Annotated in this window: 22 protein-coding genes and 1 pseudogene; 13 read left to right on the top strand and 10 right to left on the bottom strand. The window is 69.0% G+C overall.

Annotated features, from left to right (window positions below):
- Positions 1–7: 7 nt before the first annotated feature.
- The 3 genes from ACZ48Z_RS12640 to ACZ48Z_RS12650 all read right to left on the bottom strand — a co-directional run bounded on the left by ACZ48Z_RS12640 (position 8) and on the right by ACZ48Z_RS12650 (position 1,774).
- Positions 8–484 carry a hypothetical protein gene (locus tag ACZ48Z_RS12640; RefSeq protein ID WP_468735819.1) on the bottom strand — a complete coding sequence of 159 codons (477 nt, stop codon included), beginning with the start codon at positions 482–484 and terminating at the stop codon, positions 8–10.
- A 159-nt stretch (positions 485–643) separates the two neighbouring features.
- Positions 644–1,021 carry a hypothetical protein gene (locus ACZ48Z_RS12645; protein ID WP_468735820.1) on the bottom strand — a complete coding sequence of 126 codons (378 nt, stop codon included), beginning with the start codon at positions 1,019–1,021 and terminating at the stop codon, positions 644–646.
- Between the two features lie 360 nt (positions 1,022–1,381).
- Positions 1,382–1,774, bottom strand: a complete 393-nt coding sequence (locus ACZ48Z_RS12650; RefSeq protein WP_468735821.1) for an ester cyclase — start codon at positions 1,772–1,774, stop codon at positions 1,382–1,384.
- 126 nt (positions 1,775–1,900) lie between these two features.
- On the opposite strand from ACZ48Z_RS12650, the gene ACZ48Z_RS12655 reads away from it, so the two are divergent.
- Together ACZ48Z_RS12655 and ACZ48Z_RS12660 are read left to right on the top strand one after the other, a co-directional pair.
- Complete coding sequence (locus ACZ48Z_RS12655; protein ID WP_468735822.1) at positions 1,901–2,479, top strand: PadR family transcriptional regulator; 579 nt, start codon at positions 1,901–1,903, stop codon at positions 2,477–2,479.
- A gap of 20 nt (positions 2,480–2,499) precedes the next feature.
- Positions 2,500–3,483: an NADPH:quinone reductase gene (locus ACZ48Z_RS12660; RefSeq protein ID WP_468735823.1), complete on the top strand. Its 984-nt coding sequence runs from the start codon at positions 2,500–2,502 to the stop codon at positions 3,481–3,483.
- Between the two features lie 38 nt (positions 3,484–3,521).
- Here ACZ48Z_RS12660 and ACZ48Z_RS12665 read toward each other — a convergent pair whose 3' ends face one another.
- Positions 3,522–3,659, bottom strand: a complete 138-nt coding sequence (locus tag ACZ48Z_RS12665) for a hypothetical protein (RefSeq protein WP_468735824.1) — start codon at positions 3,657–3,659, stop codon at positions 3,522–3,524.
- 527 nt (positions 3,660–4,186) lie between these two features.
- Here ACZ48Z_RS12665 and ACZ48Z_RS12670 point away from each other — a divergent pair.
- From ACZ48Z_RS12670 to ACZ48Z_RS12680, 3 genes and pseudogenes are all read left to right on the top strand, one after another.
- A complete protein-coding gene (locus ACZ48Z_RS12670; RefSeq protein WP_468735825.1) occupies positions 4,187–5,023 on the top strand; it encodes an SMI1/KNR4 family protein in 837 nt (278 codons plus the stop codon).
- Between the two features lie 105 nt (positions 5,024–5,128).
- A complete protein-coding gene (locus ACZ48Z_RS12675; RefSeq protein ID WP_468735997.1) occupies positions 5,129–5,731 on the top strand; it encodes an alpha/beta fold hydrolase in 603 nt (200 codons plus the stop codon).
- A 496-nt stretch (positions 5,732–6,227) separates the two neighbouring features.
- A pseudogene (locus ACZ48Z_RS12680) lies at positions 6,228–6,707 on the top strand (transposase); the annotation flags it as partial.
- A gap of 236 nt (positions 6,708–6,943) precedes the next feature.
- Here ACZ48Z_RS12680 and ACZ48Z_RS12685 read toward each other — a convergent pair.
- On the bottom strand, positions 6,944–8,551 hold the full coding sequence (locus ACZ48Z_RS12685) for a glycoside hydrolase family 32 protein (protein WP_468735826.1): 1,608 nt from the start codon (positions 8,549–8,551) through the stop codon (positions 6,944–6,946).
- Between the two features lie 226 nt (positions 8,552–8,777).
- On the opposite strand from ACZ48Z_RS12685, the gene ACZ48Z_RS12690 reads away from it, so the two are divergent.
- The 4 genes from ACZ48Z_RS12690 to ACZ48Z_RS12705 are packed head-to-tail and all read left to right on the top strand — an operon-like array spanning position 8,778 to position 13,420.
- A complete protein-coding gene (locus ACZ48Z_RS12690) occupies positions 8,778–10,187 on the top strand; it encodes an extracellular solute-binding protein (RefSeq protein ID WP_468735827.1) in 1,410 nt (469 codons plus the stop codon).
- Positions 10,184–11,134, top strand: a complete 951-nt coding sequence (locus ACZ48Z_RS12695; RefSeq protein WP_468735828.1) for a carbohydrate ABC transporter permease — start codon at positions 10,184–10,186, stop codon at positions 11,132–11,134. Before ACZ48Z_RS12690 ends, ACZ48Z_RS12695 begins: the two co-directional genes overlap by 4 nt.
- A 40-nt stretch (positions 11,135–11,174) precedes the next feature.
- Entirely contained in the window at positions 11,175–12,041 is an 867-nt protein-coding gene (locus ACZ48Z_RS12700; protein ID WP_468735829.1) for a carbohydrate ABC transporter permease, read from the top strand.
- Entirely contained in the window at positions 12,038–13,420 is a 1,383-nt protein-coding gene (locus ACZ48Z_RS12705) for a glycoside hydrolase family 32 protein (protein WP_468735830.1), read from the top strand. The genes ACZ48Z_RS12700 and ACZ48Z_RS12705 overlap by 4 nt, the downstream gene beginning before the upstream one ends.
- Here ACZ48Z_RS12705 and ACZ48Z_RS12710 read toward each other — a convergent pair.
- Together ACZ48Z_RS12710 and ACZ48Z_RS12715 are read right to left on the bottom strand one after the other, a co-directional pair.
- Positions 13,383–14,447, bottom strand: a complete 1,065-nt coding sequence (locus ACZ48Z_RS12710; protein ID WP_468735831.1) for a LacI family DNA-binding transcriptional regulator — start codon at positions 14,445–14,447, stop codon at positions 13,383–13,385. The genes ACZ48Z_RS12705 and ACZ48Z_RS12710 overlap by 38 nt on opposite strands.
- 48 nt (positions 14,448–14,495) lie before the next feature.
- A complete protein-coding gene (locus ACZ48Z_RS12715; RefSeq protein ID WP_468735832.1) occupies positions 14,496–14,693 on the bottom strand; it encodes a hypothetical protein in 198 nt (65 codons plus the stop codon).
- Positions 14,694–15,236: 543 nt separating this feature from the next.
- Between ACZ48Z_RS12715 and ACZ48Z_RS12720 the strand changes: the two genes are divergently transcribed.
- Together ACZ48Z_RS12720 and ACZ48Z_RS12725 are read left to right on the top strand one after the other, a co-directional pair.
- Complete coding sequence (locus ACZ48Z_RS12720; protein WP_468735998.1) at positions 15,237–16,430, top strand: MFS transporter; 1,194 nt, start codon at positions 15,237–15,239, stop codon at positions 16,428–16,430.
- A gap of 557 nt (positions 16,431–16,987) precedes the next feature.
- Positions 16,988–18,247 carry a helix-turn-helix domain-containing protein gene (locus ACZ48Z_RS12725; protein ID WP_468735833.1) on the top strand — a complete coding sequence of 420 codons (1,260 nt, stop codon included), beginning with the start codon at positions 16,988–16,990 and terminating at the stop codon, positions 18,245–18,247.
- Between the two features lie 680 nt (positions 18,248–18,927).
- On the opposite strand, the gene ACZ48Z_RS12730 is transcribed toward ACZ48Z_RS12725, so the two are convergent.
- Together ACZ48Z_RS12730 and ACZ48Z_RS12735 are read right to left on the bottom strand one after the other, a co-directional pair.
- Complete coding sequence (locus ACZ48Z_RS12730; protein ID WP_468735834.1) at positions 18,928–19,584, bottom strand: hypothetical protein; 657 nt, start codon at positions 19,582–19,584, stop codon at positions 18,928–18,930.
- A gap of 1,252 nt (positions 19,585–20,836) precedes the next feature.
- Positions 20,837–21,139 (bottom strand): ArsR family transcriptional regulator, encoded by a 303-nt coding sequence (locus ACZ48Z_RS12735; RefSeq protein ID WP_468735835.1) that lies wholly within the window; start codon positions 21,137–21,139, stop codon positions 20,837–20,839.
- 239 nt (positions 21,140–21,378) lie between these two features.
- Between ACZ48Z_RS12735 and ACZ48Z_RS12740 the strand changes: the two genes are divergently transcribed.
- Positions 21,379–22,260: a hypothetical protein gene (locus ACZ48Z_RS12740; RefSeq protein ID WP_468735836.1), complete on the top strand. Its 882-nt coding sequence runs from the start codon at positions 21,379–21,381 to the stop codon at positions 22,258–22,260.
- Between the two features lie 222 nt (positions 22,261–22,482).
- On the top strand, positions 22,483–22,692 hold the full coding sequence (locus tag ACZ48Z_RS12745) for a hypothetical protein (RefSeq protein WP_468735837.1): 210 nt from the start codon (positions 22,483–22,485) through the stop codon (positions 22,690–22,692).
- Positions 22,693–22,731: 39 nt separating this feature from the next.
- Here ACZ48Z_RS12745 and ACZ48Z_RS12750 read toward each other — a convergent pair whose 3' ends face one another.
- Positions 22,732–23,256 (bottom strand): PadR family transcriptional regulator, encoded by a 525-nt coding sequence (locus ACZ48Z_RS12750; RefSeq protein WP_468735838.1) that lies wholly within the window; start codon positions 23,254–23,256, stop codon positions 22,732–22,734.
- Position 23,257: the final 1 nt, after the last annotated feature.

Here is a 23,257-nt window from a genome sequence, read left to right on the forward strand (position 1 = left end):
CGCTCACTCATCGTCGACGGCGGGCCGACGCCGCGGCGACTTCGTGCACTCCGGCCTCGGCGGCACCGAACCTGAGGGTGTCGAGGCCGAAGGCGGCGACGGGGCCGTGCGCACCGGGCTTGAGGGCGGCATCCGGCTGTGCCGCATGGGCGGCGCCCCATGCCAGGAGGGAGCCCGTCATCTCGTACGGATCGGGTCCGGTGAGGGCCGTCGTCGCCAGCGGCCGGCCCTCGCCGTCGCGGGCGACTGCGATCACCAGGGAACGGCCATCGGTGCCCGGCTCGCGCTGCGATCCCGGGAGCCGTTCGGACCACCGCTCCAGAGCGGCCCGTACCTTCGCCGAGCACAACACGGGCGCCTGGAGCATGGCGGCGATCTGCACCGGGCGCGTCCACCGTCCGAACCACCCGAGGCCCACCTCGACACTCTCCAACTGGGGGAAAACCTCCGGCAGTCCGAGATGCTCCGTGCCCGGGACAGTCATGGCTGTTCGTTTCGTACCGCCGTGGTGGAAGGTGCGCACCCGCTCGCCCACGCGCTCATCGACCACACGGGCGGCGGCCCGGTGACGCGGGCTCCGACAGGCGAACCCGGATTCGGCCGCCGACGCGACCATCGACTGACCATGAGTCATTCACTGACCTCAGGTCATCGAATATGCAATGGTGCGCATGCGAGGGCCAAACCGACGACAGATGTATGCGGAGCAGACCCGTGCGGACCTGGTGACGGCCGCCCGGAAGCTGTTCGTGGACAACGGGTTCTCGGACACGTCCGTCGAGGCAACCACGTCCGAGGGCAATGCCGGGTACCCCGGTTTCTTCTCCCGCAGGACGGTGGCGACAACCCGGTCGTTCTCCTGTACCGCCCTCTCCTCCGTGACAGTCACCGCGGCGCAGGTGACCTCCTGTGCCGCGCGCAGGAAATGGCAGTGGTCGCCGTCGAGCAGACTGTGGTGGACGGGCAAGCCTCTGCGCTGGATCTCTCGGGAGGGGGCGCCGACGACATGCAGGACGGGCACGCTTTCGGCGTGACCCGGCAATACCGTTGATCGCGGACGGTTCGCCGACGCCGTAGGTGGTGACGAGGGCGGCGCACTGGTGGACTGTCGGTATTCGAGGGTTGCAGTATTCGCCGTAGAGAGCGAGCAGTTCCGTATCCGGCTCGGTCACGTCAGCGGTGACAAGGTGTAAAGCTCTCGCCGCAACGGGCGCTGTCTGCGCGAAAACGCCGGATCAGGAAGAAGACCGGCCTCTTGCGGTGAACCCGCGACGGACGCCCGCGCTCCGGTGCGGGCCTTCGCCCTCTGCCACCGCGCCGTACGGCCCCCTCCCGGCAGCGGCAATCCCGCGCGGCAGAAGGCTCACCGGTGCTACGAGGTTCACGGCGCCGGTACGGCACCGATCTGCTGCATCACCCCGAGGAGATCGGGCTGGCCCCGTTCGCCGACGATCCGGCCGTCGGCCAGGTAGTAGAAGTTCATGGCCTGCACCGAGATCTTGTTGCCGCTCGCCGGAATCCCGAAGAATTCACCGTCGTGGGTTCCCCGCATGGTGAACCGCGCGGCCACGGTGTCGCCTTCGGTGACCGTCTCCTCCAGCGTCCACTCCACATCCGAGAAGCCGCCGCGCATCATCCCGAGGACTTCCAGGTACCCATCGGGTCCCCGCAGCGGTTCCGGGTGGCTCGGCGCGTGGAACTCCGCGTCCGGAGAGATGACCTCGCGGGCGAGATCCTCGTTGCCCGTGTTGATGAACTCGACGAAACGGTTCATCACTGACTCGGTGGACTGTGACGGCATCTTGCTGTGCCTCTCCGGAGACGTTTGGGCGGGTCCCTGCGAGCGTAACATCGAATCGATGTTCACATCGATTCGATGTCCGCGTGCGAAGATGGACTCATGCTGGAACTCGCGATACTCGGCTTCCTCGCCGAGGGACCCCTGCCCGGACACGAGCTGCGCCGCCGCATCTCACAGCTGACCGGTTACACGCGGCCGGTCAGTGACGGCAGCCTGTATCCGGCGATCAAGCGCCTGACCAGCGCGGGCTTGATCGAGCGGCATGCCGACCCGGCCGCGGGGGCGGCCCGGTACGTGCTCAGCCTGACCGCGGCCGGACGGGCCGACATGCTTCAGCGCCTACGCAAGCCCGCCGACCACGAGATCACCGACTTCACCCGGTTCTACGTCGTCCTGGCCTTCCTCTCCCACCTGCCCGACCTGGCCGAACAGCACGCGGTGCTGCGCAGACGGCTGGGGTTCCTGGAGGAACCGGCGAGCTTCTTCTACGACGACGAGCGGCCCCTGCATGCCGAGGAGATCGCCGACCCCTACCGGCGGGGCATGCTGCTCACCGCCCGTGCCACCAGCCGCGCCGAACGGACCTGGCTGCGCGAGATCCTCGGCGAGGAACCGCCCGTATTCGACACCGCATGCACCGACAGCGGTCCGCATGCGCCCGCCGCTCCCGCGAGCTGACTGTCCACGGAGGTACCCCCATGCTTGCTTCCTGGTACGACGACCAGGGCCCCGCCGCCGATGTCCTGCACGTCGGTGAACTCCCTGATCCCGCCCCGGGACCCGGCGAGGTCCGCGTCCGCGTCACCGTCTCGGGCATCAACCCCGGCGACACCAAGAAACGGCGCGGCTGGCTCGGCTCGACCATGCCCTATCCACGGGTGATCCCGCACAGCGACGCCGCCGGAGTCATCGACGCCGTGGGCGCCCAAGTCGACGCCCGCCGCGTCGGACAGCGGGTCTGGGTATACGGCGCCCAGTCCTACCGCCCATTCGGCACCGCCGCCCAGTACACCGTCGTACCCGACCATCAGGCCGCGCCCCTGCCCGACCACGTCAGTGACGAGCTGGGCGCGAGCCTCGGCATCCCCGGCATCACCGCCCACCGCACCGTCTTCGCCGACGGCCCGGTCGACGGCCGACTGGTCCTGGTCCACGGGGTTCTCGGCGGCGTCGGCTCCCTGGCCGCCCAGCTCGCCCACTGGGCCGGCGCGACTGTGATCGCGACCGTCCGCCGCACCGCGGACCTCGACCGCGTCGACCCGGCCGTCGTCTCCCACGCCGTCGCCCTGGATACCGGCGACCCCGCCGCGGCCATCCGCTCGTACGCGCCACGGGGCGTCGACCGGATCATCGAGGTCGCGCTGTCCGACAACGGCGATCTCGACAACGCCGTCGCCGCCAACAACGCCGTCATCGCCGCCTACGCCACCCGCACGGACCGCACCGAGATCCCCTTCTGGCCCCTGCTGTTCAACAACGTCACTCTCCGCCTGCTCGGCAGCGACGACTTCCCCGCCGAGGCCAAGCGCCAGGCCGCCCGCGACCTCACCTCCGCCGCCGCCGTCGGCGCCCTCACCGTCGCCGTCGGTGACCGTCACCCGTTGGACGACATCGCCAAGGCCCACGACCGCGTCGACGCCGGCGGTGGCCACGGCCGCATCCTGCTCACCATCCCCCAATAGCGCAGACTCGGAACACCGCCCTGCTCAACTGCCTGGCCCTACGGGGCGGCCCGTCGCGCTGCCAAGTAGTCGGACCGGTTCCCGCCGGGGAGGGTGGCCCAGCGTTCGGCTGTCTTGGGGTGGATTCCGAGCAGGTCGGCGATGAGCATGGGCGGCAGATCTACCAGAGCGTCCATCATGGCGGTGTTCCGTGCGGCGCGGGCGGGCAGACCGTGGTGCCTCAAGGTGTCGGCGAGGCCAAGGGGGTTGCTCGGGCGTCCAGGGCTGTGACGGGGCAAGAGGTATCTGCACCCCGCGGTGTTGCTGTGCCGGGGGGTGTGCTGCAGCTGATCGTCGATGAGGCGGGCGAGTTTCGGCGGGAGCACGAAGGGATGGTGGTTGACCGTCAGGTAGGAATGCCCCTGGTCGTGGCGAATGTGGTCGTCGGTGAGCTCGATGATGTGGGTCAGGGGGACGGCGCAGAGACCACCAGGCCGCGTTCGACGAGGGACGCGACCTCGCCGACCAGCGCGCCCGCCCGCACTGGCACTAGGCTCCCAGCCTCGGCTGGACCGCCACCACCGTGGACATCATCTAGCAAGAGTGTGATTCGCAGTGGCGTAAGCCGCTACGCACCTGCCACCACGTGGGCCGACTACCCTCGCCGTCCCCAGCGCCACCCCGCCCGACCGTGGGACAGGACATCGCCGATAGCCTCCCCGGCATGACGATCGATGACCTGGTTCGCCTGGTGGCACCGCCCCCGGACCCCGTGGACGCGACCGGGAACTGGCAGCAGGTCGAAGCTGTCCTTGAGCTGCAGCTTCCGTCCGACTTCAAAGCGCTTGTCGAGCGTTATGGCCTGGGTCGATTCGTTGACTTCATCACGCCGTTGACACCCTTCGGCCCCCACGACCTCCTGATCAAATCTGCCCGGCAGCTCCTGGAGAATGAGCGGGCATTCCGTGACGCGAACCCGGACAAGTGCCCATACCTGTTCTATCCCGAGGTCGGCGGTCTGCTCGAATGGGCCGGAACCGACAACGGCGACCGGATCTGCTGGGTGACGGACGGCGAGCCCGACACATGGACCGTCGTCGCTTACAACCCGCGCGGGTGGTACTACGACGCACATGACACCAACGCGGTCGGGTTCCTTCACGACTGGTTGAGCGGACGGCTCACGACTACCGCCTTCGGAGCGAACCAGCACGTCACCAAGCCTTGGTTCGAGCCGCACCGGGACCTCAAGCACGTATACATCAGGCTCACCACCGGTCTGCTGTCCTACCCCGAGCGGCTTCGGATCCTGCGCGAGGCGCTCTCCCCCACGGCTGACCGCGGTGGATACGTTCGGGACGATCAACGACAGGACCACTTCGTCGCATCCGAGCGCGGCTGGAAGCTCACCTACGAGACGGCCTACGGCCACCAGATCCGCATCGCCTTCCCGCCCCAAGATGAAGATCAGGTCCGCTCGGTCCTACTGGACACCGTCCGACGGATGGGTTGCGACGTGCTCTCCACCACGTCCCACCGCGGACAGCCCGTCTGGACCTGACTGGAAGACCTCAAGCAGGCCCGGAGGGTGAAAGACAGGCACTGAGCTTGCTGTTCAGCCTTTGGCAGAGTCAGTGAGACCGGTAGGTTCTTCGCGGTGACTTTGATGGAGACGCAGGGCCTCGTGTCGATGACGGACGACGCTCAGTTGCGCTGGATGGCGCTGGGAGACACCACTGGGCAGCTGCCCGTGGTCATGCTTCATGGCGGTCCGGGTCTGCCGGACTACATGGGCGATGTCGCCGCCATGGTCGCGGACCTTGCACCCGTGTACCGCTACGACCAGCGTGGCACCGGACGGTCCATGTGGCGGGGGCGGCATTCCCTCGCCCGGCATGTCGACGATCTCGCCGAGCTGCTCGATGCATGGGACGTGTCCGAGGCCGTGCTGATTGGGCATTCCTACGGCACCGACCTGGCGAGCCGGTTCTGTCTGGCGCACCGTGACAGGGTCGCCGCGATGCTGCTGATGTGCGGGCCGTTCGTCGGTGACTGGCGCTCCGGGGACCGAGCGGAGCGCGGTCGCCGTATGTCCGCAGCACAGCAGGAGCGGCTCCGCGCTTTGGAGGGGTTGCCGAATCGCACGGAGGAACAGGAGGTCGAGCTGCTCACGCTGGCCTGGTTCACCGACCATGCCGATCCCGAACACGCGTGGGGCTGCGCAGGGCGCCCGGCGGCGTCGCCCCGTCAACTGGAGTATGAATGGTGAACTTGGCAGGGAAGGACGCGCAGATCCGCTCGAAACGCATCTGGCCGAGCTGCGCGCGTGCCTGCCCGCGCGGACGGAGCTCCTCGGTGGGGTCGACGATCCCCGCCCCCTGTCGGCTCTTGAATCACTCGCGCTCCGGCTCGATCTTCCTCTGACGCGGATCGAGGGTGCTGGGCACGAGCCTTGGCTGGAGCAGCCCGACGCCGTGCGTGCGCACCTTCGGCGATTCGTGCAAGGCACGATGGGAGCATAGGGTTTCGACTGTTTGCTGGTTGACGTCATCCCAGCGGCCGGCACCGCGGAGGGTCCGGAGTATCGAAATGGGCCTCGAACCAGGTTGCTCGCCTGGGCATTCACCGGACGTAGAGGCTGCCTTCGTCTGACCATGTGCTCCGACCAAGGTGCACCGATCGAGACGAAGGCCGGGTAGGTGGGTCTGCTGCCTGATGCCGGTCCCGCGGAAGCGCTCGCGTAAGCGTCACGCTGCGGGGAGCACTTGTTCGACTGCCTGACCGCACTCGGGGACGAACTGTTCGAGCTCGTCGATGCGTTGCTGTGCGCGGACGGTTCGGTGACCTCGGCGATGGACCTGATGCTGATGGCCGAGCTCCGGCGCGGGCACGGCGCGATGTACGAGGCGTTGAATCACGGGAACATGGACGCGCCCCGGCTGCGGCAGGTGCAGGCCGGGCTGCCGATGCCGTGGGCTGCAGACGGGCGCCTGGTCCTGGCGATCGACGTCAGCCGCTGGCTCCGCACCGACGCGCCGACCAGCGCGGACCGCCTGCTCTGCCACGTCTACGGCCGCAGCGGACGCTCCTCGGACCAGTTCATCCCCGGCTGGCCCTACTCGTTGGTCGCCGCCCTCGAATCGGGCCGGGCCTCCTGGTGCCAGCTCCTGGACGCAGTCCGTCTGGGTCCCGAGGACGATGTCGCCGAGGTCACCGCCCCCGATGTCGCCCGGCTCTCCATCGACGGCATCGCCGACACCTAGGCACCGCCGGACGCGCCTACGCGATCTTCGCGGACGACATGAGCCGCCAGGCGCAGGCCGGACTCGCCGGAGGCGCCGCCGCGCGCTCCCCCGAACTGCCCTGACGGCCGGTCACCCGGTACTCGGCACGCAACCCGCGCACGCCCGTGCGAAGTGGGCCGAAGCGTCGATCCGGTTCACCTGCACGGCCCTGCACACATGGCCCTTGCCGGTCGGCCTCACACCGAGAACTCGCGTATCACCGTGTTCCGGAACACCGCGCTGCCGCCGATCGTGAACAGTGCGAGCCGGGTGTCCAGCAGGTAGGGGAAAACCTGGCTGGTGTGCACGTAGTGGCCGTCGTCGACGAACATCTCCACCGAGGTGCGGTCCACCAGGATGCGCAGCTTCACCGTGCGGGCGGACGGGTCGAACGGGGTGTGGCTCTCCTGCCACTTCCCGGAGGTGTCGGCGTTCACCGTGTTGCGTCGGTTGAGGAAGGCGTAGTCGCCGTAGATCCCGGCGTCGATGTGCCTGCCGCCGTCCGGTGAGCGCCTCAACTGGAGTCCGGCGCCGGTGAGTTCGGACCAAGTGATCTCGGTCGTCACCTCGTAGGAGATGCCGGTGTAGTCGAGCACCTTCGTGCCGTTGACGCTCACGTCGCCCAGGTTCACGGTGCGGGAGACATGCGAGTCGAGGCCGGCGACGGGCTGAGAGGCGAGGTAGTAGGTGCCGTTGGACGCCTTCTTCAGGGTGACCTCGCGGACGATGGAGTCGGTGCCGTTGAAGCCGTCGCAGTCGATGGTGGGGGTGGTGTTGGCGTAGTCCCAGCTGTTCACCCAGCCGATCGCGTACCGGGCAGTCGCGTCCACCGCGCCGCTCGTGGCCCGTTTCTCGAAGGTGACTGCGGCGTACCAGTCCCAGCCGTGGTCGAGCCACTGCGGGTCACTCGTGTCAGCGGTGAACGCGCTGCCGTCGAAGGAACCCGTCCAGTAGGCGTACGTGTTGGGCAGCCCCGAGCCCTTTCCGTTGGCGCTCGCGCCGAGCACCCACTTGACGGTGCCGTCGGCGGCGGTGATGCGGAACAGGTCGGGGCACTCCAGGACGCCGATGCCGTCGTGGACGAAACCGCCCACGTATGTCCAGGACTTGAGGTTGTCGGAGTGGTAGAAGCCGATCTTGTCGTTCTCGGCGAGGGTCATCACCCAGCGGCCCAGGCTCTCGTCGCGGATCACCTTGGGGTCGCGGAAGTCGGCGACGCCCGGGTTGGCGAGGACGGGGTCGGTCCCGTAGTTGCTGAAGGTGAGTCCGCCGTCGGTCGAGTAGTACAGGAACTGCTCCTGCTGGTCGGTGCCGCCGCCGGGGGACATGGTGACGATGACGATGACCGCGCCCGCGCCGAATCCGGCCGTGTTGCCGGTGTCGACCACCGCCGAGCCAGACCAGAGGTCGCCGTTGGGAGTGGTGTCCTTGGGCACTGCAACGCCGCGGTCGGTGAAGGAGACCAGGTCCTTGGTGGTGGCCAGGCGCCACGCGGTGCCGACGACGCCGGTGAAGTAGTCGGCGTTGTAGAGGTAGTAGTAGTGGTACTCGCCGTCGATCCAGATGGGCCGCTGGGGGTCGTTCTTCCACTGGTCGGGGACCGTGAAGTGGTACGCGGCTCGGTAACTCGCCCCGCTCGCCGCGGACTTGGCTTTGGCTTTGCTCGCGGCAGTGCCCGTGGCCGTCGTCTTGGTCGTGGGGTGCGGGGCTGCCGTGGCCGTTCCGGTGGGCAGCAGCGCGGCGGCGGCGCCGACCGCCGATCCCGCGAACAGTGATCTCCTGGAAATCCCCGATGATTTGGGCATGACTCATCGTTCCTCTCGTGGCGGCCCCTGAGGGCCGGTGGCGGCTCGTCACACACGCGAGTGCGGCTCACAACGCGGAGGGCGTGCAAAGAAAGCGGCTCGTGTGAACGAGGACTGTAGACCTAACTCGTTAAAGGTCAAGCGTCCCCGACTCTTGACAGGCACATGGCCCGGTTCCCATCATCTGGGGCATCAACCCTGAACTAACACGAGTTAGGGACGCTCGATGACCGACTCGAACCTCCCCCGCCGCACGCTGCTGCGGTACGGCGCGTACGGGACGGGCGCAGCCGCCCTCGCCGGTACCGCCGCGAGCTGGGACCGGCTCACCGGAGCCGACATCCCCGGCCGCGACGACGGCTCCCTCGTCGTCGCGACCCTCGGCTCCGCCTTCGATCCGGCCACCGTCGACGCCCTCACCGAGGGCTTCCACCGCATTCACCCCGACATCCCGCTGCGGGTGAACGCGGTGCAGGCCGTCGACTGGTCCGACTTCTTCGCCAAGATCCTCACCCAGATCGCCGCGGGCACCGCTCCGGACCTGGTCTATGTGGCCACCGAAGGCGTGCAGTTGTTCGCCCAGAAGCTCGGAGTGCCCCTGGACGGCTGGGTACGCCGGGACGCGGCAGAGCTGCGTGAGTACTTCGCCGACGTCCACCCCTCGCTGGTCGAGTCGATGATGTACGAGGGGAGCCTCTACCAACTCCCCATGGAGTTCAACGCCGCCGACATGTACCTCAACAGGCAGGTGCTGAAGCGGACGGGCGCGGACTTCCCGCCCGGCGACTGGAGCCGCGACGACTTCACCGCGCTGCTGCGCGAGATGAAGCGGGCCGGCGGCACGCACTTCACGCCGTACTTCTGGACCAACCGGCTGTGGGGCGGCGTGGTGCCCTGGCTCTTCGCGAACGGCACGAACCTGCTCAAGGAGTCCAAGGCGCCCGGTGGTTCGTGGCTGTGGGACAGCTTCTACCCGGCCGCCGACCGGCGGGGCCGCGGCGGCGGGTTCCGCTGGACGACCCCGCAGGCCACCACCGCCCGCGTCGAGGAGTCGTACGACTATCTGGCCTCCCTCGTCCAGGAGAACCTGTGCTCACGTCCCGAGGGCGGCAACGGCACCAACCTGGTCGGCGTGTTCTCCACCGGCCGCGTCGGCGTCACCCCGGCGGGCGGATTCTGGGCGGGCGGCCTGCACTTGGCCGGTATGCGGGCGGCCGACTACGACGTGCAGTACTTCCCGCGCTGGCGTACCCAGCGCCACCAGTTCGGCGCGGCGGGCTATGCGCTGCTGCGCACCTCCAAGAAGCAGGAAGCCGCCTGGGAGTTCATCAAGTACACCGCCCGCAAGGACACGATGACCCGGCTGTTCCGGAGCAACCAGACGACCCCCGCCCGCCGTTCGATGCTGAACGCCGCCCGCTACGGCGAGAGCGGCCCGGCGCACTGGCAGGTCTTCTACGACACCCTCGACCGGTTTCCCGACACCGGCCCGATCCCCGCGCCTCCGCAGGTCGCCGAGGTGACCGACGTGCTCCTCAAGTACACCGGCACCGCGCTGGCCTCACCCCGTTCGGTAGGTCCCGCGCTGCGTCGGATGCAGGGCGATCTGGAGCAGGCCATGGAGCGTGAGGTATGACGAACACCCAGGTACAGGAAGTGAGTTCACGGCCGGTTGCGCCACCCGCCGTCACCGACCGGCCCTCCGTCCGTGACCGTGGTACCCGGTTGCTGGCCGCGCTTTTCCTGGCGCCCACGGTCGTCGGGATCGTCGTCTTCACGGTCGTGCCGATCATCGGGTCCCTCGTGCTGAGCCTGTTCCACTGGAACGTGATCGACCCGCCCCGCTTCGCCGGCGGCGCCAACTACCGCACCACCTTCACCGATTCGACCGTCCTGGTCTCCTTCCGCAACACGATCGTCTTCATGGTCCTCGCGGTCGCGCTGCAGCTCCTGATCGCGCTGACGCTGGCGCTCGTGGTGAACGGGCGGATGCCGGTGTGGCTGCGGTCGGTGTTCCGCTCGGCGTTCTTCTTCCCGCTGGTGCTGTCCGCCGCGTCCATCTCGGTGGTGATGAAGTACCTGTTCAACCAGGACTTCGGGGTGGTGAACTGGCTGATTGGCCTGGTCGGCATCGCGCCCGTGCCGTGGCTGACCTCGGAGCACGCGGCGATGGCCACGGTGGTCCTGGTCTACGTCTGGCAGCAGTTCGGCTTCTCGTTCCTGCTGTTCGTCGGCGGTCTGAACAACATCCCCAAGGAGATCCACGAGGCAGCCGCCCTCGACGGCGCGACCGGTCTGCGCAAGCACCTCGGCATCACCCTGCCGCTGCTGTCGCCGACCCTGCTCGTCGCGTCGGTGGTCGGCATCATCAACGCCCTCCAGGTCTTCGAGCAGCCGTACGTCCTCACCGACGGCGGCCCCGGCGACGCCACCCGCACCGTGGTGATGGTGATCTACGAACGGGCCTTCGAGCAGCTCGACTTCGGGGAGGCGTCCGCGGTGGGCGTGCTGCTCTTCGTCCTGATCATGGCGGTCACCGCCGTCCAGTTCCGGCTCAGCCGGCGTTTCGTCCACTACCAGTGAGCCGGTGATCCGTATGAGTGCCACAGGCGCAATGAGCGCTATGAGCAAGGCAACCCCGACCCCTCCCCCGGCCCTGAGCCGCGCACGCCACTCTCTCGCCCCCTGGGCCCGGATCGCCGGCCTGACAGTCTGCGCCCTGGTGACGCTCGGCCCGGTCATCTGGACCGTCGCCACCTCCCTGCGCACCCCGGCCGAGTCCTTCGACCTGCCCCCGCAGATCATCCCGGCGCACCCGACGACCGCCGCCTACCGCGGAGTCTTCGAGCAGATCGACGTATGGCTGCTCGCCCTGAACTCCACGCTCGTGACGGCGCTGATCGCGGTCGGCCAGATGATCACGGCAGGTCTGGCCGGATACGCCTTTGCCCGCATGGAGTTCCGCTTCAAGAAGCCGCTGTTCGGCCTGGTCCTGGCGACCATGATGGTGCCGTTGCAGGTCACCATCGTGCCGGTGTTCCTGGTGCTGAAGTCGATGAGCCTCACCGACACCCTCCTCGGCCTGATCGTCCCCGCCTTCCCGACCGCCTTCGGCACCTTCCTGATGCGCCAGTACTTCCTCGGCATGCCGAAGGACCTCGGCGAGGCGGCCATGCTGGACGGCGCGGGACCCTGGCGGATCTTCCGCTCGGTGTACGCGCCGCTGGCCACACCCGGCCTCGCGATCGTCGGCGTACTCGCCTTCAACTACCACTGGAACGAGTTCTTCCGCCCGCTGATCCTGGAGACGTCCAGCCAGAACTACACGCTTCCGCTGGGCTTGGTGTCCCTCCAGGGCAACCTCGGCACCGGCTCGATCTCGGTTGTCCTGGCCGGAGTCGTGCTGTCGATGCTCCCCGCCGTCGCCGTGTTCCTCGTCGGCCAGCGCCCGCTTCGCGAGGGCATCACCTCGGCAGGAGTCAACCGTTGAACCACACACCCCGTTTCAGGATCCGACCGCCCGCCGGCTGGATCAACGACCCCAACGGGCCCTTCCGTTGGCGCGACCGCCACCACCTCTTCTACCAGTACAACCCGGCCGCCCCGGTCCACGCCGACATCCACTGGGGCCACGCCTCCAGCCGCGACCTCGTCCACTGGGAGTACCACCCGATCGCCCTCACCCCGACACCCGGCGGCCCGGACGAGGCCGGATGCTGGTCGGGCTGCGTCGTCGACGACGCCGGGACACCGACCGCCGTGTACACGGGAATCGACCATGCCCACACCGGTCTCGGCACCATCTGCCTGGCGCGAGCGGCGGACCCGGACGACGAGCGACTGACCGAGTGGAAGCCGCTGCCGACGCCGGTGGTGTCAGGGCCTCCGCCGGGACTGGACGTGGTGATGTTCCGCGACCCGTTCGTCTTCCGCCACGCGGACCGCCGATGGGCCCTCGTCGGGGCCGGGCACGCCGACGGCACGCCGTCGGCCCTGCTCTACGACTGCGACGACCTGGCCGACTGGCGGTTCGCCGGTGTGCTGCTGGACGGCAGGGATCCGGTGGCCGCGGGCGCGTTCGGTGACAAGGCGGTGGGCTGGGAGTGCCCACACCTGTACCGGACGCCAGGCGGCGACCACGTACTTCTGGTGTCCCTGTGGGACGGGGATCCCTGCTCCACCGGATATCTGACGGGCCGTCTGCAGGCCGAAGACCAGGGCGCGTTGCGGTTGGAGACCCGCACCGGCGGCCGGCTCGACCAGGGACGGGACTTCTACGCTCCCGCCGTGCTCCAGGAGCCGGACCGCGCACTGCTGTGGGGCTGGTCGTGGGAGGCCCGCCCGCAGGAGGAGGTACACCGGGCCGGCTGGGCAGGCGTACTCACCGCGCCACGGGTCGTCGACGTCCACCCCGACGGTTCACTGCGCGTGAGTCCGGCCCCGGAACTCGAACTCCTGCGGGCGGCCCATCCGTTCGTCAGCGGGCCGGACAGGGTCGCGCTTCCAGCGTCGTACGACATGACGGTCGTCGCGCGTGAGCCGACCACGGTGAGTCTGCTCCGGGACGCTTCGGGGCGGGAGTTGACGGTCCGGGCGGACCCCGCGGAGGGAACGGTCGTCCTCGACCGTACCGCCTGGCCCCGGACCGGCCGGGAGGGTTCCGCGCCGATCACCGTGCACGTACCGAAGGGGCCGGAGCTCGCGCTCCGGCTGCTCGTCGACGGCTCGCTCCTCGAACTCTTCGTCGCGGAACGGGCGATGGTCACCGAACGCGTCTACCAGCGCCCCGACGACATCGCCGAGCTGGTCGTCCACGGCCCGGGTGCCCGGGTCACCGGGTGGGCGCCGGACCCACGGAGGCTCGGCTGACCACCGGGCAGGCCAGGCGCCGGACGGTCGCGGGCGGCGTCCGGCCGGTGTCGATGGCGTCCAGGAGGAGCCGGGCCGCCGCCTCGCCCATCGCCCGGTGCGGCAGCGCGATCGAGGTGAGCGGCGGGGTGAGGAACGCGGCCATGTGTTCCTGGTCGTCGTAGCCGACCACCGACAGATCGGCGGGCACCTCGATACCGAGCCGGGTCGCGGCATGCAGGACGCCGGCCGCGACCCGGTCGTTGTAGCACAGGACGCCGGTGGGGCGGCGGCCCGGATCGACCCCGTCGAGAAGGCGCAGCGCACCTGCGTACCCCGCGGAGATCTCCCCGCCGCCGCGCACGATCCACTCCTCGGGCACGGTGACGCCCTCGGCACGCAGCGCGTCCCTGAAACCGCGGGTACGTTCCACCGAGGCGATGTCGTCCAGACCGCCGATCACGGCGAGTCGGCGGTGGCCCGCACCGAGCAGCAGCCGGGCCGCGGTACGGCCGCCGGCCCGTTCCGCGGGGACCACGGCGGGCAGGGAGTCGTCCTCGGGCAGGCAGTTGGCCAGCACGGAGTGGGTGCGGTGCAGGCCTTCGGGGGCCCGCACCCGGCGCAGCGACATGGCCGCGTAGATGATGCCGTCCACTCGCCGGTCGAGCAGTTCCGCGATGGCCGCGTCCTCCTTGGCCAGGTCGCCGCCGGAGTCGACGGTGAGCACGAGGTGCTCGCTGTCCCAGGCGGTCTCCATCGCGCCACGCAGCAGGCGACCGGCGAAGGGTGAGGAGGCGATCTCGTCGGTGACCAGCCCGATCACGGCCGTACGGCGACGGCGCAGACCACGGGCGACGGGGTCGGGGCGGTAGCCCAGCTGGACGGCGGCCTGCCGGATGCGTTCCTGGGTCGCGGGCGAGAGGTTGCCCTCGGCACGGCCGTTGAACACGAAGGACACCGCGGTGTGCGACACACCCGCGAGCCGGGCGACGTCCCGTGACGTCGGACGCCCGGTCCCGGTGTTCCTGCTCTCCTCGGCACCACCCACGCCGCCTGCCGCCCCCGCCCAGCCCGTCCCAGTCGATCACCGTGCAGTCTATCCGCGGTGACCGTCACGCACTCGGGAGATCCCCAGGGCTCCGAGGGGAGTCAGGAACCGAGAGGCGGCCCCGCTCGGTTCGCCGTACTCCAGGTACTCCAGGGCCAGCCCCTCGCCGGTGATGCAGATCTCGTCGGCCTCGTCCACGGCACGGCGCCGCTCCCCTTGGAGGACGTGGATGCCGGTCCCGGGCATCGGCCGGCCGGAACTCCGCCGACCGGAACTCCGCCGAGCAGTTCACAGTCGGTCTGTAGGTCATGGGTGGTGACGAAGACGGTGCTCTCCACCGGGCCGTACCCGTTGCCCGTGCGTACGCCCGGGTGCCGGCGCAGGAAGGCGCGCACATGGGACGCGGACAGCCATTCAGGATCGGCACCGGGTGACCCCGCCCGATCGCGGCCTCGACAAGCCGCGCGGTCCACGCGTCGATCGCCGCGTCCGGTTGCTGGTAGGTCCTGGATGAGGGCGACCGCGGTGGGGCGCAGCCGTGCGATGTCGGCCGTCACTCATGGATGACGAGGCTGGCCGACGCGACGGGTCCGACGGGGTCTCGCCTGATTTCCAGGATGCTCCTGGCTTGGCAAATGCATTGCCTCAAAGGTGCCATCAGTGGCAACATCCTTTGACAGTGTGCATCACGTGACCCCGTGGACGATGCGGAATCCCAGCCACCAACTGCGGAGAACCCCGGCCGACGTCCGGGGGACGACGTGCAGAGGAGATGAGGCTTTGACCAGCGTGGCCATACCTGCTGCCCCCGGTCTCGGCGTCCGGCGCGGCGTCGTAGTCGTCCTGGCGGTCGCCGGGAGCATCACCGTCTCCAACATCTACTTCCCGCAGCCTCTGCTGGAAGCCATAGCGCGCGGGATGAGCGTGTCCGAGCCGACCGCCGGTCTCATCGCCACGGCGGGTCAGGTCGGCTACGCCCTGGGCATCTCCCTGCTGGTGCCCCTGGCTGACGGCCGCAACCTGCGACGACTCACCACGGCACTCCTGGCACTGACCGCCGGAGCGCTGCTGGCCGGAGCCCTGGCCCCCAACCTCGCGGTACTGACCATCGCCACCGCGATGGCCTCCACGACCACCGTGCTGCCCCAGATCATCCTGCCCGCCGCCGCTTCCATGGCCGGGCCGGCCGGGCGAGGACGAGTGGTGGCCTCCGTCGGAATCGGACTGACCCTCGGCTCGACGTTGTCCCGGACCGTGTCCGGGGCCGTGGCGAACCTCAGCGGCAGCTGGCGCGGCGCCTACGTCCTCGCCGCGGCGCTGACCGCAGTGCTGCTCTTCGTACTGCCACGGCACATGCCCACGGCGGACGACCGCGCGACGATCGGCTACCGCAAGCTCATCGCATCGATGCCCGGACTGCTGCGAATCCACCGCGAGCTACGGCTGTCGGCCTTCCTCGGCGCCGCGACCTACGCGGTCTTCGCGGCTTTCTGGGCCACCCTGCCCTTCCACCTCGCACATCCGCCGTTCGACAAGGGAGCCGGCTGGGCCGGTCTGTTCGGCCTGCTGAGCCTGCCCGCGGCGATCTTGTCCTACTCGGCCGGGAAACTCAGCGACTCCTTCGGAACGACGCGAGTCAACGCCCTGGCCGTGGCCTGCCTGGGCCTCGCCCTCACCGTGTTCGGGACCCTGGGGACGACATCCGTCGTCGCGCTCGTCCTCGGCACCAACCTCCTCGTCTACGGGACGAGCTGCGCTCAGATCGCCAACCAGGCGAGGATCTTCCAGCTCGACGAGGAGGTACGGGCCCGGCTCAACACGCTCTACATGCTCTTCGCCTTCAGCGGCGCAGCACTCGGCTCACTGACCGGCGTCCGGCTGTACCACGCCGGTGGCTGGACCTGGACCGTCCTGGGCTGTGCCGCCTTCGTCACGGCGGCCGGCGCCCGCCTCGCGGTCCACTCCATGTCCGCCAGGCGCTGAGACGAAGGACGGGAACGGCGGCGCCACCCGGCGGGGTCTGGCTGCACCCTCGTCCTTCAACTGCCTTGGGGCGGCCGAGGCTTCGCCTCGGGGGCCGGGTTTTGGCGTTGTGTCCGCGCACGACCGCGAGGGTCTGCGCCGGAACGAGCTGTGTGCCGCCCGGCTCGAAGCTCGGGTAGCGCAAGCTCCGCGGCTGCCGCGGCCAGTAGATTCCGGAACGCAACCACCTGCGGTCACGTGCCACGCCGGACGACGGCGCCGGAGAGCAATTCGGCACCTGCCCGCGGAGCACCGGATCGACCACAAGGGACCACACAGACTCGGCGGTCATCTCTCAGTGGTTTTCACTTGCCTAGTCTTGGCAATCTTTTTCATCGCATACTCCCGGCCCTCAAGAGGGTGTGGCAAGTCGATGGACAAGTTACTTGCCAAATTGCTGGCGAGTCGCTAAGTTTTCTGCCGTAAAATCCGTACGTTTGTGTGCTCGCCGAGAGCTGCGGGGAAGGTCGAGCCGCTAGCCGCTACCTGTCGCCGCATGCACTGATAGTGAGATGCACATGCCGGAACAGCCGACTTTCGGACGACGCCTCAAAGAGCTCCGGGTGGAGCGTGGCCTGTCGCAGGCCGCTCTTGGGGGCGAGGAAATTTCCACCGGATACCTGTCACGCCTGGAATCTGGCGCACGCCAGCCCACTGAGCGCGTGGTCACGTACCTTTCCCAGGTGCTGGGTGTCGACAAGTCCGCCTTCGACACGCCTCCCAGCGGCGGCTCGCTGGCTCAGGCCTTGTCCATCGCGACGTCCACGGATGGTGACGAGGGGATCGCGAACCTCATCACCGTGCTCGGACAGGTCCGCGAGGGGGCACCCTTCATGCGCTGGCAGGCGCTGTGGGTGATCTCCCGCTACTGGCGGCGCCACGGTAGGCGGGACGAGGAGCAGGCGTGCCTGGAGGAACTGTTGCGGGTCGCCGATGAACTCTCCCTGCCCGAACTGCAGTGCAGGGCCGGATTCCAGCTCGCGCGCACGCTGAGGTCGACGGGTGAGGTGACCCGGGCGCTCGACGCCGCCGTCGACGCGTATCAGCTTGCCAAGAACGCCAAGCTGTCCGTCACCGACACCGGTGGTGCGCTGCTCACCCTCGTCTCCGTTGAGGCGGAGGCCGGCCGGCTGCCCGATGCCCGGGCACATGTCGACGAACTGGTCCAACTGGTGGCAGGGAGGTCCGATCCGCTGGCCGCGGAAGCACTGTGGTCGGCCGCCACCGTAAGGCTGCGGCAGGGTGACTACGAGACCGCGCGCGGCTATCTCGAACAGGCCATGAAGGTGTTGGACAGCAGCGTCGACCTGACGTTGTGGGCACGACTGCGGCTGGCCGCGGCCTCGCTGCATCTGCAGAGCACCCCACCGGAGACCGACCTTGCGCACGAATGCCTGGAGGCGGCTGCCGGCGCCCTCGCCCTGGTGGGGACGCTCGTACTGCGCCAGGAGTTGCTGACCCTCCAGACACACCTGGCCTTCGAGCAGGGCCGTTACGCGGACGCGCGCACTCTGCACGACCGGCTCCACAGCGACGAACTGCGCCTGACATACCGGGACCAGATCCGGCTCCATATGCTCGACGCCCGCCTGATGCTCGTGGAAGGCCACCAGGACGAGGGCATTCATCGCCTCAAGGAACTCGGCGAACAGGCCCGTCAGCAGTCCAACATCGATCTGGCCGCCGAGATCTGGCGCATCCTCGCCGAGTCCCTTGAGGCCGCCGGCCGCGCCCACCGTGAACAGGAGACGCGCGGACGCGGGGCGACCGCACCCTGAGGCCCGCGACCGAGTCGTGACACGACGCTGATCGCGACGCAGGGGTCAGCCAACTCTGGTCGACCGGATGTGGTCGGCCGTGACCAGTGGCCCGGTGGTCCGGAAGTGGGGCTACTCGGTCGGCGGCTTCGCGAGATGTGCCTGCCCGGGCCGCACTCCGCCGGCCCACCACAAGAAAGCCCGCACGGTACCGGGACCGCCGTACCGGCCGGACGGCGTCACCGACTGCCGCGGTCAACTGCGGTTTCGGTACGGACGGATGAACCGCAACCAACGTACGTCCGTCGCCCCCGGCAGCCGTCTGGGCGGGTGCGTTGGCCCAGTGCGGCGGGGCGAGACGGCCGTCGCGCAGAAGCCGAGTGGTTCCAGGTGCGGGGCGGGACGAGTGAACGGCGGTAGGCGTCGCCATGACCTGACGGTCGTTCTCCGTGCGGATGCGCCCGGGAAGTTCGGCCGACAGGACGTGGTCCGTCTCACCGATCGGAGTGGCCGCAACTCCGACCGTGGGGGCGCGGGTGGTTGGGGTGACGTCAGGTGTGCGTTCTGTAACTCGCCTCTCGCGACGTTGCCGTTACTGTGCCATCCTTGGCAAGTTTTGACTCCCTGGCCTGACGGAGCATCGGCGTCCACGGCGCCCTGGCCTTCCGGCCTACGACAGGCGCTGCTCCCCGACGGCCTCTTCAGCCGAGGTGAAGGACGGTCAGGGCTGTGGTCCAGTCGGTGACGATGGCCTGCTGCGCGGCCGCGAGCGTGATCTGGCCCTTGCAGACCGCGGTGTGCAGCTTCGTCTCCACCGGGTCCTTCTTGTTGTTCACCCCGGCGCCCTTCTTGTGGCCGGGGTCGGCCGGCTCCACCCACAGGTTGCGCGGGTCGTTGGGGTCGCCGCCGAGCTGCAGGCTGATCAGGTGGTCGTACTCCGCGTCGCCCATGCGGCCGGTGAAGCCGTAAGAGGCGGCGTTCAGCTTCTTCTCCTTGCCTGTCACATAGGTGGAGGGACGCACGCCGGAGGTGTAGCCGCCCTTGCGGCAGATCGTCGACTTCAGGTTCGCCTGCGTGACCGCCGGAGAGATGGCGCCCGGCGTGCAGGTGAGGTCCTCGATGGGCTCGCCGTGCTCCAAGCGGTAGTGGCACGAGCCGGCGGCCGGCTGCTGCTGCACGGTGTAGTGCTTCTGCGGACCCGCCCCCACCGCGATCGCGCGCCCTGATCCGGCAGACGCGCCGGGCGCAGGGCTCCGGGTCGTGGACGGCGTCGGTGTGCCGAGTTGGACGGACGAACAGCCCGTTATCAGGAGGCTGGCGAGCAGGACGGGCGGTATGGCACGGCGGACAGGAGGCATGACGATCCTTCACAGGCTGGCGATGGCTGATCAGATGCTCTCCCACCACTATCTGGTCCTAGCCGCCGGGGGTGCAGCTCACGGATGCACTGCCGGATGGCGGTCCTCGGACCACACTGCGGACACCTCAACCGGGGCCCCGCCGCGGCGTGTTCGCATGTTCCGCATGTTCCGCAGCTCACAACGACTGCCGGGTCCGGGAGGGAACAACCCACGACGGTTGACCGTTCATCTACATGTGGCTGCGGAGGGGACAGTGTCCCCGGGCCTCACCCCTGGCCCATGGGGACGATCGTCCGGCTGAAGCCCCATGGAGCCCCCCGCCGAGAGGCGACCGCCCTCCGCACGCCACCGCGAACGGCCCCGGCTGGCCTCCCCCGTCCAGCCGGGGCTTTCGCGTCCACGGAGTTCTCGCCAGGTCCAGGGGCCGCTCCAGCCCACGCCTCTCGGCCTGCGTGCTGATCTCCACCGGCCCGCGGGCCCGTGGGCACTCCCACACGTGGGCCGCCGCACCTGAAGTGCGTCTGCCTGGCGCTGATGAACCGCGACCCGACCGGCCAGGGCCACAAGCGGCGCTGGACCGTGTGCTGGAAGGCGCCGCCCCGCGAACGCGCTCCGGATCGCCTTCGAGTACCGGCCGACCCCGGCTCCCGCTCCCCACACTTCCCCTGGTGAGCGAATTCGTTCGATACGCCGTTCAAGGCCGTGGCACCATGGCCCGCATGACGACGAACCGAAAGGTCCATGCCGCGTAGACGGCCAGGGCGGATCCGGGCCGACGCCCCCGGTAGCCACCGGACAACAGGGGCAGGGTCGGTCATCGACGGCCTGTCTTCGCGTGCGCTGTCCGAGATCACGCGCCTTGAGCACACCCGCAACTATCTGCACCCAGGCGACGTCAGCACGGCCGTGGGCCTGTGGAAGGACTACGTCCACCAACCCCAGCGTGACCTGTGGGCGGACTACGAGCGTGGCAACACGCACTGGTTCTGCTGCGGCGACCCCCTCGAAGCCCGACTCCTCCTCGACATCGTGATGCAAGCCGTATCGCCACGAAGTGCCCGCGAACTTCGAAGGATCGTCAGCCGGTCAGACGCCGTCTGGAACCTTCCGCCCCCGGCTTACAGCGGGGATGGACGATAGCAAACGAGCTTATGCCGCGCACCACTTGTACGCGTGATGACATGCGTGCTGACAGCCGTGCCTCCCGGCGGGACGCTCGTCGGAAAGCCGAGATGCACCACGGACCGCTTCAGAGCCCGGTTCGCTGTGCGCGGCCGTCCAGAAGCTCCGCGCCGAGTGGCGTGAGGGTGTGGCGAATGGTGTTGCGCACGCGCAGGCTCTGGATCAGGCCCGCGTCGCGCAGCACCGTCGCGTGCTCGCTCACCGACGCGGGCGAGATGCCCAGGCGCCGGGCCGTCTCGCCGCCGGTGGCGTTCTCCCCCTCCCTGATCGCCAGGGGGGTCGCCGCCCTGGTGCGGCCGAGGAGCCGGTCGAGCGCATCGGCCCTCCCCGCGACACTGTGGGGCCGCAGGACGCCGGCGCTCCGGCTCACCGGATACACCAGCACCGGCGCGAGGGAACCGTCCCGCAGCGTGATGGGATTCTCCCTGCAGAAATACGAGGGCACGAGGCGCAGCCCCCGCCCCTGGAGGTACAGGTCCCCGTCCCGGGGATAGGCGATCTCGAGAACCGGTGCCCGCCGGCACACGGCGGGGTGCAGACCGCTCAGCAGACGGTCCGTCCCGCCGGCCAGGAACGCCTCGGCGCGCGGGGCTCGTTCGGCAGCAGATCATGACCGCGCTGCGCCGGGATGTCCGTACCAGCCGCGACCGCATCCGTGCGGGAGCACGCCTGTTGGCCCACTTCCGGGAGGGCGAGCTCATGCCGGGCAGCAGGGAGGAAGCCCTGGGCAGCATGCTGGACGTGTTCGCCACAACGAGGGATCTGCCCCGGAACAAGTCCGGTGCCCTGCGGGACGAGGTGTCCCGGCTCGGCGGCGCGATGGCCATCAGCGGCATGCTGAGCCTCACTCGCGACGAGTCCACAGCCTTCGCGATGCTGCTGAGCGCGCTGACCGCGGAGAACTTCGGCACCGTCAAAACGTGGCCGGCTCTGCACACCCGGCCCGACGGCGGTGTGACGACGCAGGCAGTGGCCTTGGCCGTGGAGAAGCTCGAGCTGATCATCGACCAGGTCGAACTGGACAGCCAGGGTCTCGCCGCTGGTGAGCACGTCAGCGGTCCCTCTGCCGACGAGTACCGGGCCCGTGTGGAGCGCACCGCGTCGTTCGCAGGCCGAGTAGTGACGAGCGTCGGCGGCGCAGAGCGCCTCCTGGAGCAGATGGATCCCGCGATCCATCACGGGCAGGGCATGACCTGCGCATGGCGCGCCGCCACGGCCGCCTGCCGCAAGGCCAAGCTCGCACTTGGGCTGCCGGACGATGACACACCGGACGAGTCGGAGTGCCGTTCCTCGTGTGCCAACCTCGCCTACACCGACCGCGACATCGAAGATGTGCAGCGCCGACGCGAGCGGCATCGGGCCGACGCGGCCGACCCACTGGCCCCCAAGCCCCGGCGTGACCGCGCGGCGGCGCAGGCCGCTCAACTGTCGGGGATCATCGACCGCCACCAATTGCACGGCGCCCCTGACGCCGAGGAAGGGACCGCATGACCAGCCGTCGCGCCCGGGATCTGGAAGCCGAACGCGCCGCGCTTCGTGCCGGAGCCGACCGCCTTCTGGCCGGCACACCCCTGCGCTCAGCCTCCGGGAACTCACCGCCTCCGAGCTGCTGCACGAGTCCACACCGAGACGAGACGTCGCATACGGCGACCACAAGGACCTCGTCGAGGCGTTCCAGGCACGTGTCAGGGCACAGAACGCCACCCATCCGCCATGCAGGAACTCGTCGACAAGTGCACCGAGTTGAAGGAGAAGCCGGCAGTCGTCACAAACGATCTCACCAAGGCGCGGGCCGTCACCGCGACCCTCCGGCGGATCGTTGCGGAGCTCGACCTGGAACTCCAGCAGGCCCGGGAAGAAATCGAGCAGTCCGGGAATGTCACCCGTCTTCCTGCCCCGCGCCGGCGGACACCTCGTCGTTGACCATCCCCTAGCGGGATGGGCTCCGCCACCGGTCCGCGCTCAGCCCTCCAGGCTGGCGATGGCTTCGGCCAGCCACTTCTTCTCCTCGGTGCCGGTGGCGCGAGCGATGCGCAGCATGCCCTGTCGGAAGAGGCTGGGCGCCTCCTCGGCTCGCACGGGCTCTCCATCGCGGTAGAAGAAGCTCGCCGGGATGTCGAGGAAGGTCTGTCGACGACGCAGCACCGCAGCCTGCTCGGCACGGTCCGGGAGATGGTGCAGGAAGGCAAGCAGAGTAAAGAAGCGCTGCCCATCGGTGATTTCGACCTCCTTGGGGTGCCGCAATCGGGACAGCAGTTCGGTGCGGCCCGCCTCGGTGAGGGACAGGATCCGCCGGGGCGCGGCACCGCTTCCAGGTTCGGTGCGCTGCTCGACCAGACCCCCTTTCACGAGCCGGGAGATGGCCGGATAGAGCGCCCCGTCACTTACCGGGCGGATGTGGCCACTGAGGCCCTGGATACGGGCTTTCACCTCGTATCCGTGCAGGGACTCCTCAAAGAGGAAACCCAGAATCGACAGTTCCAGCATG

It is taken from the genome of Streptomyces sp. NPDC031225 (assembly GCF_055570355.1).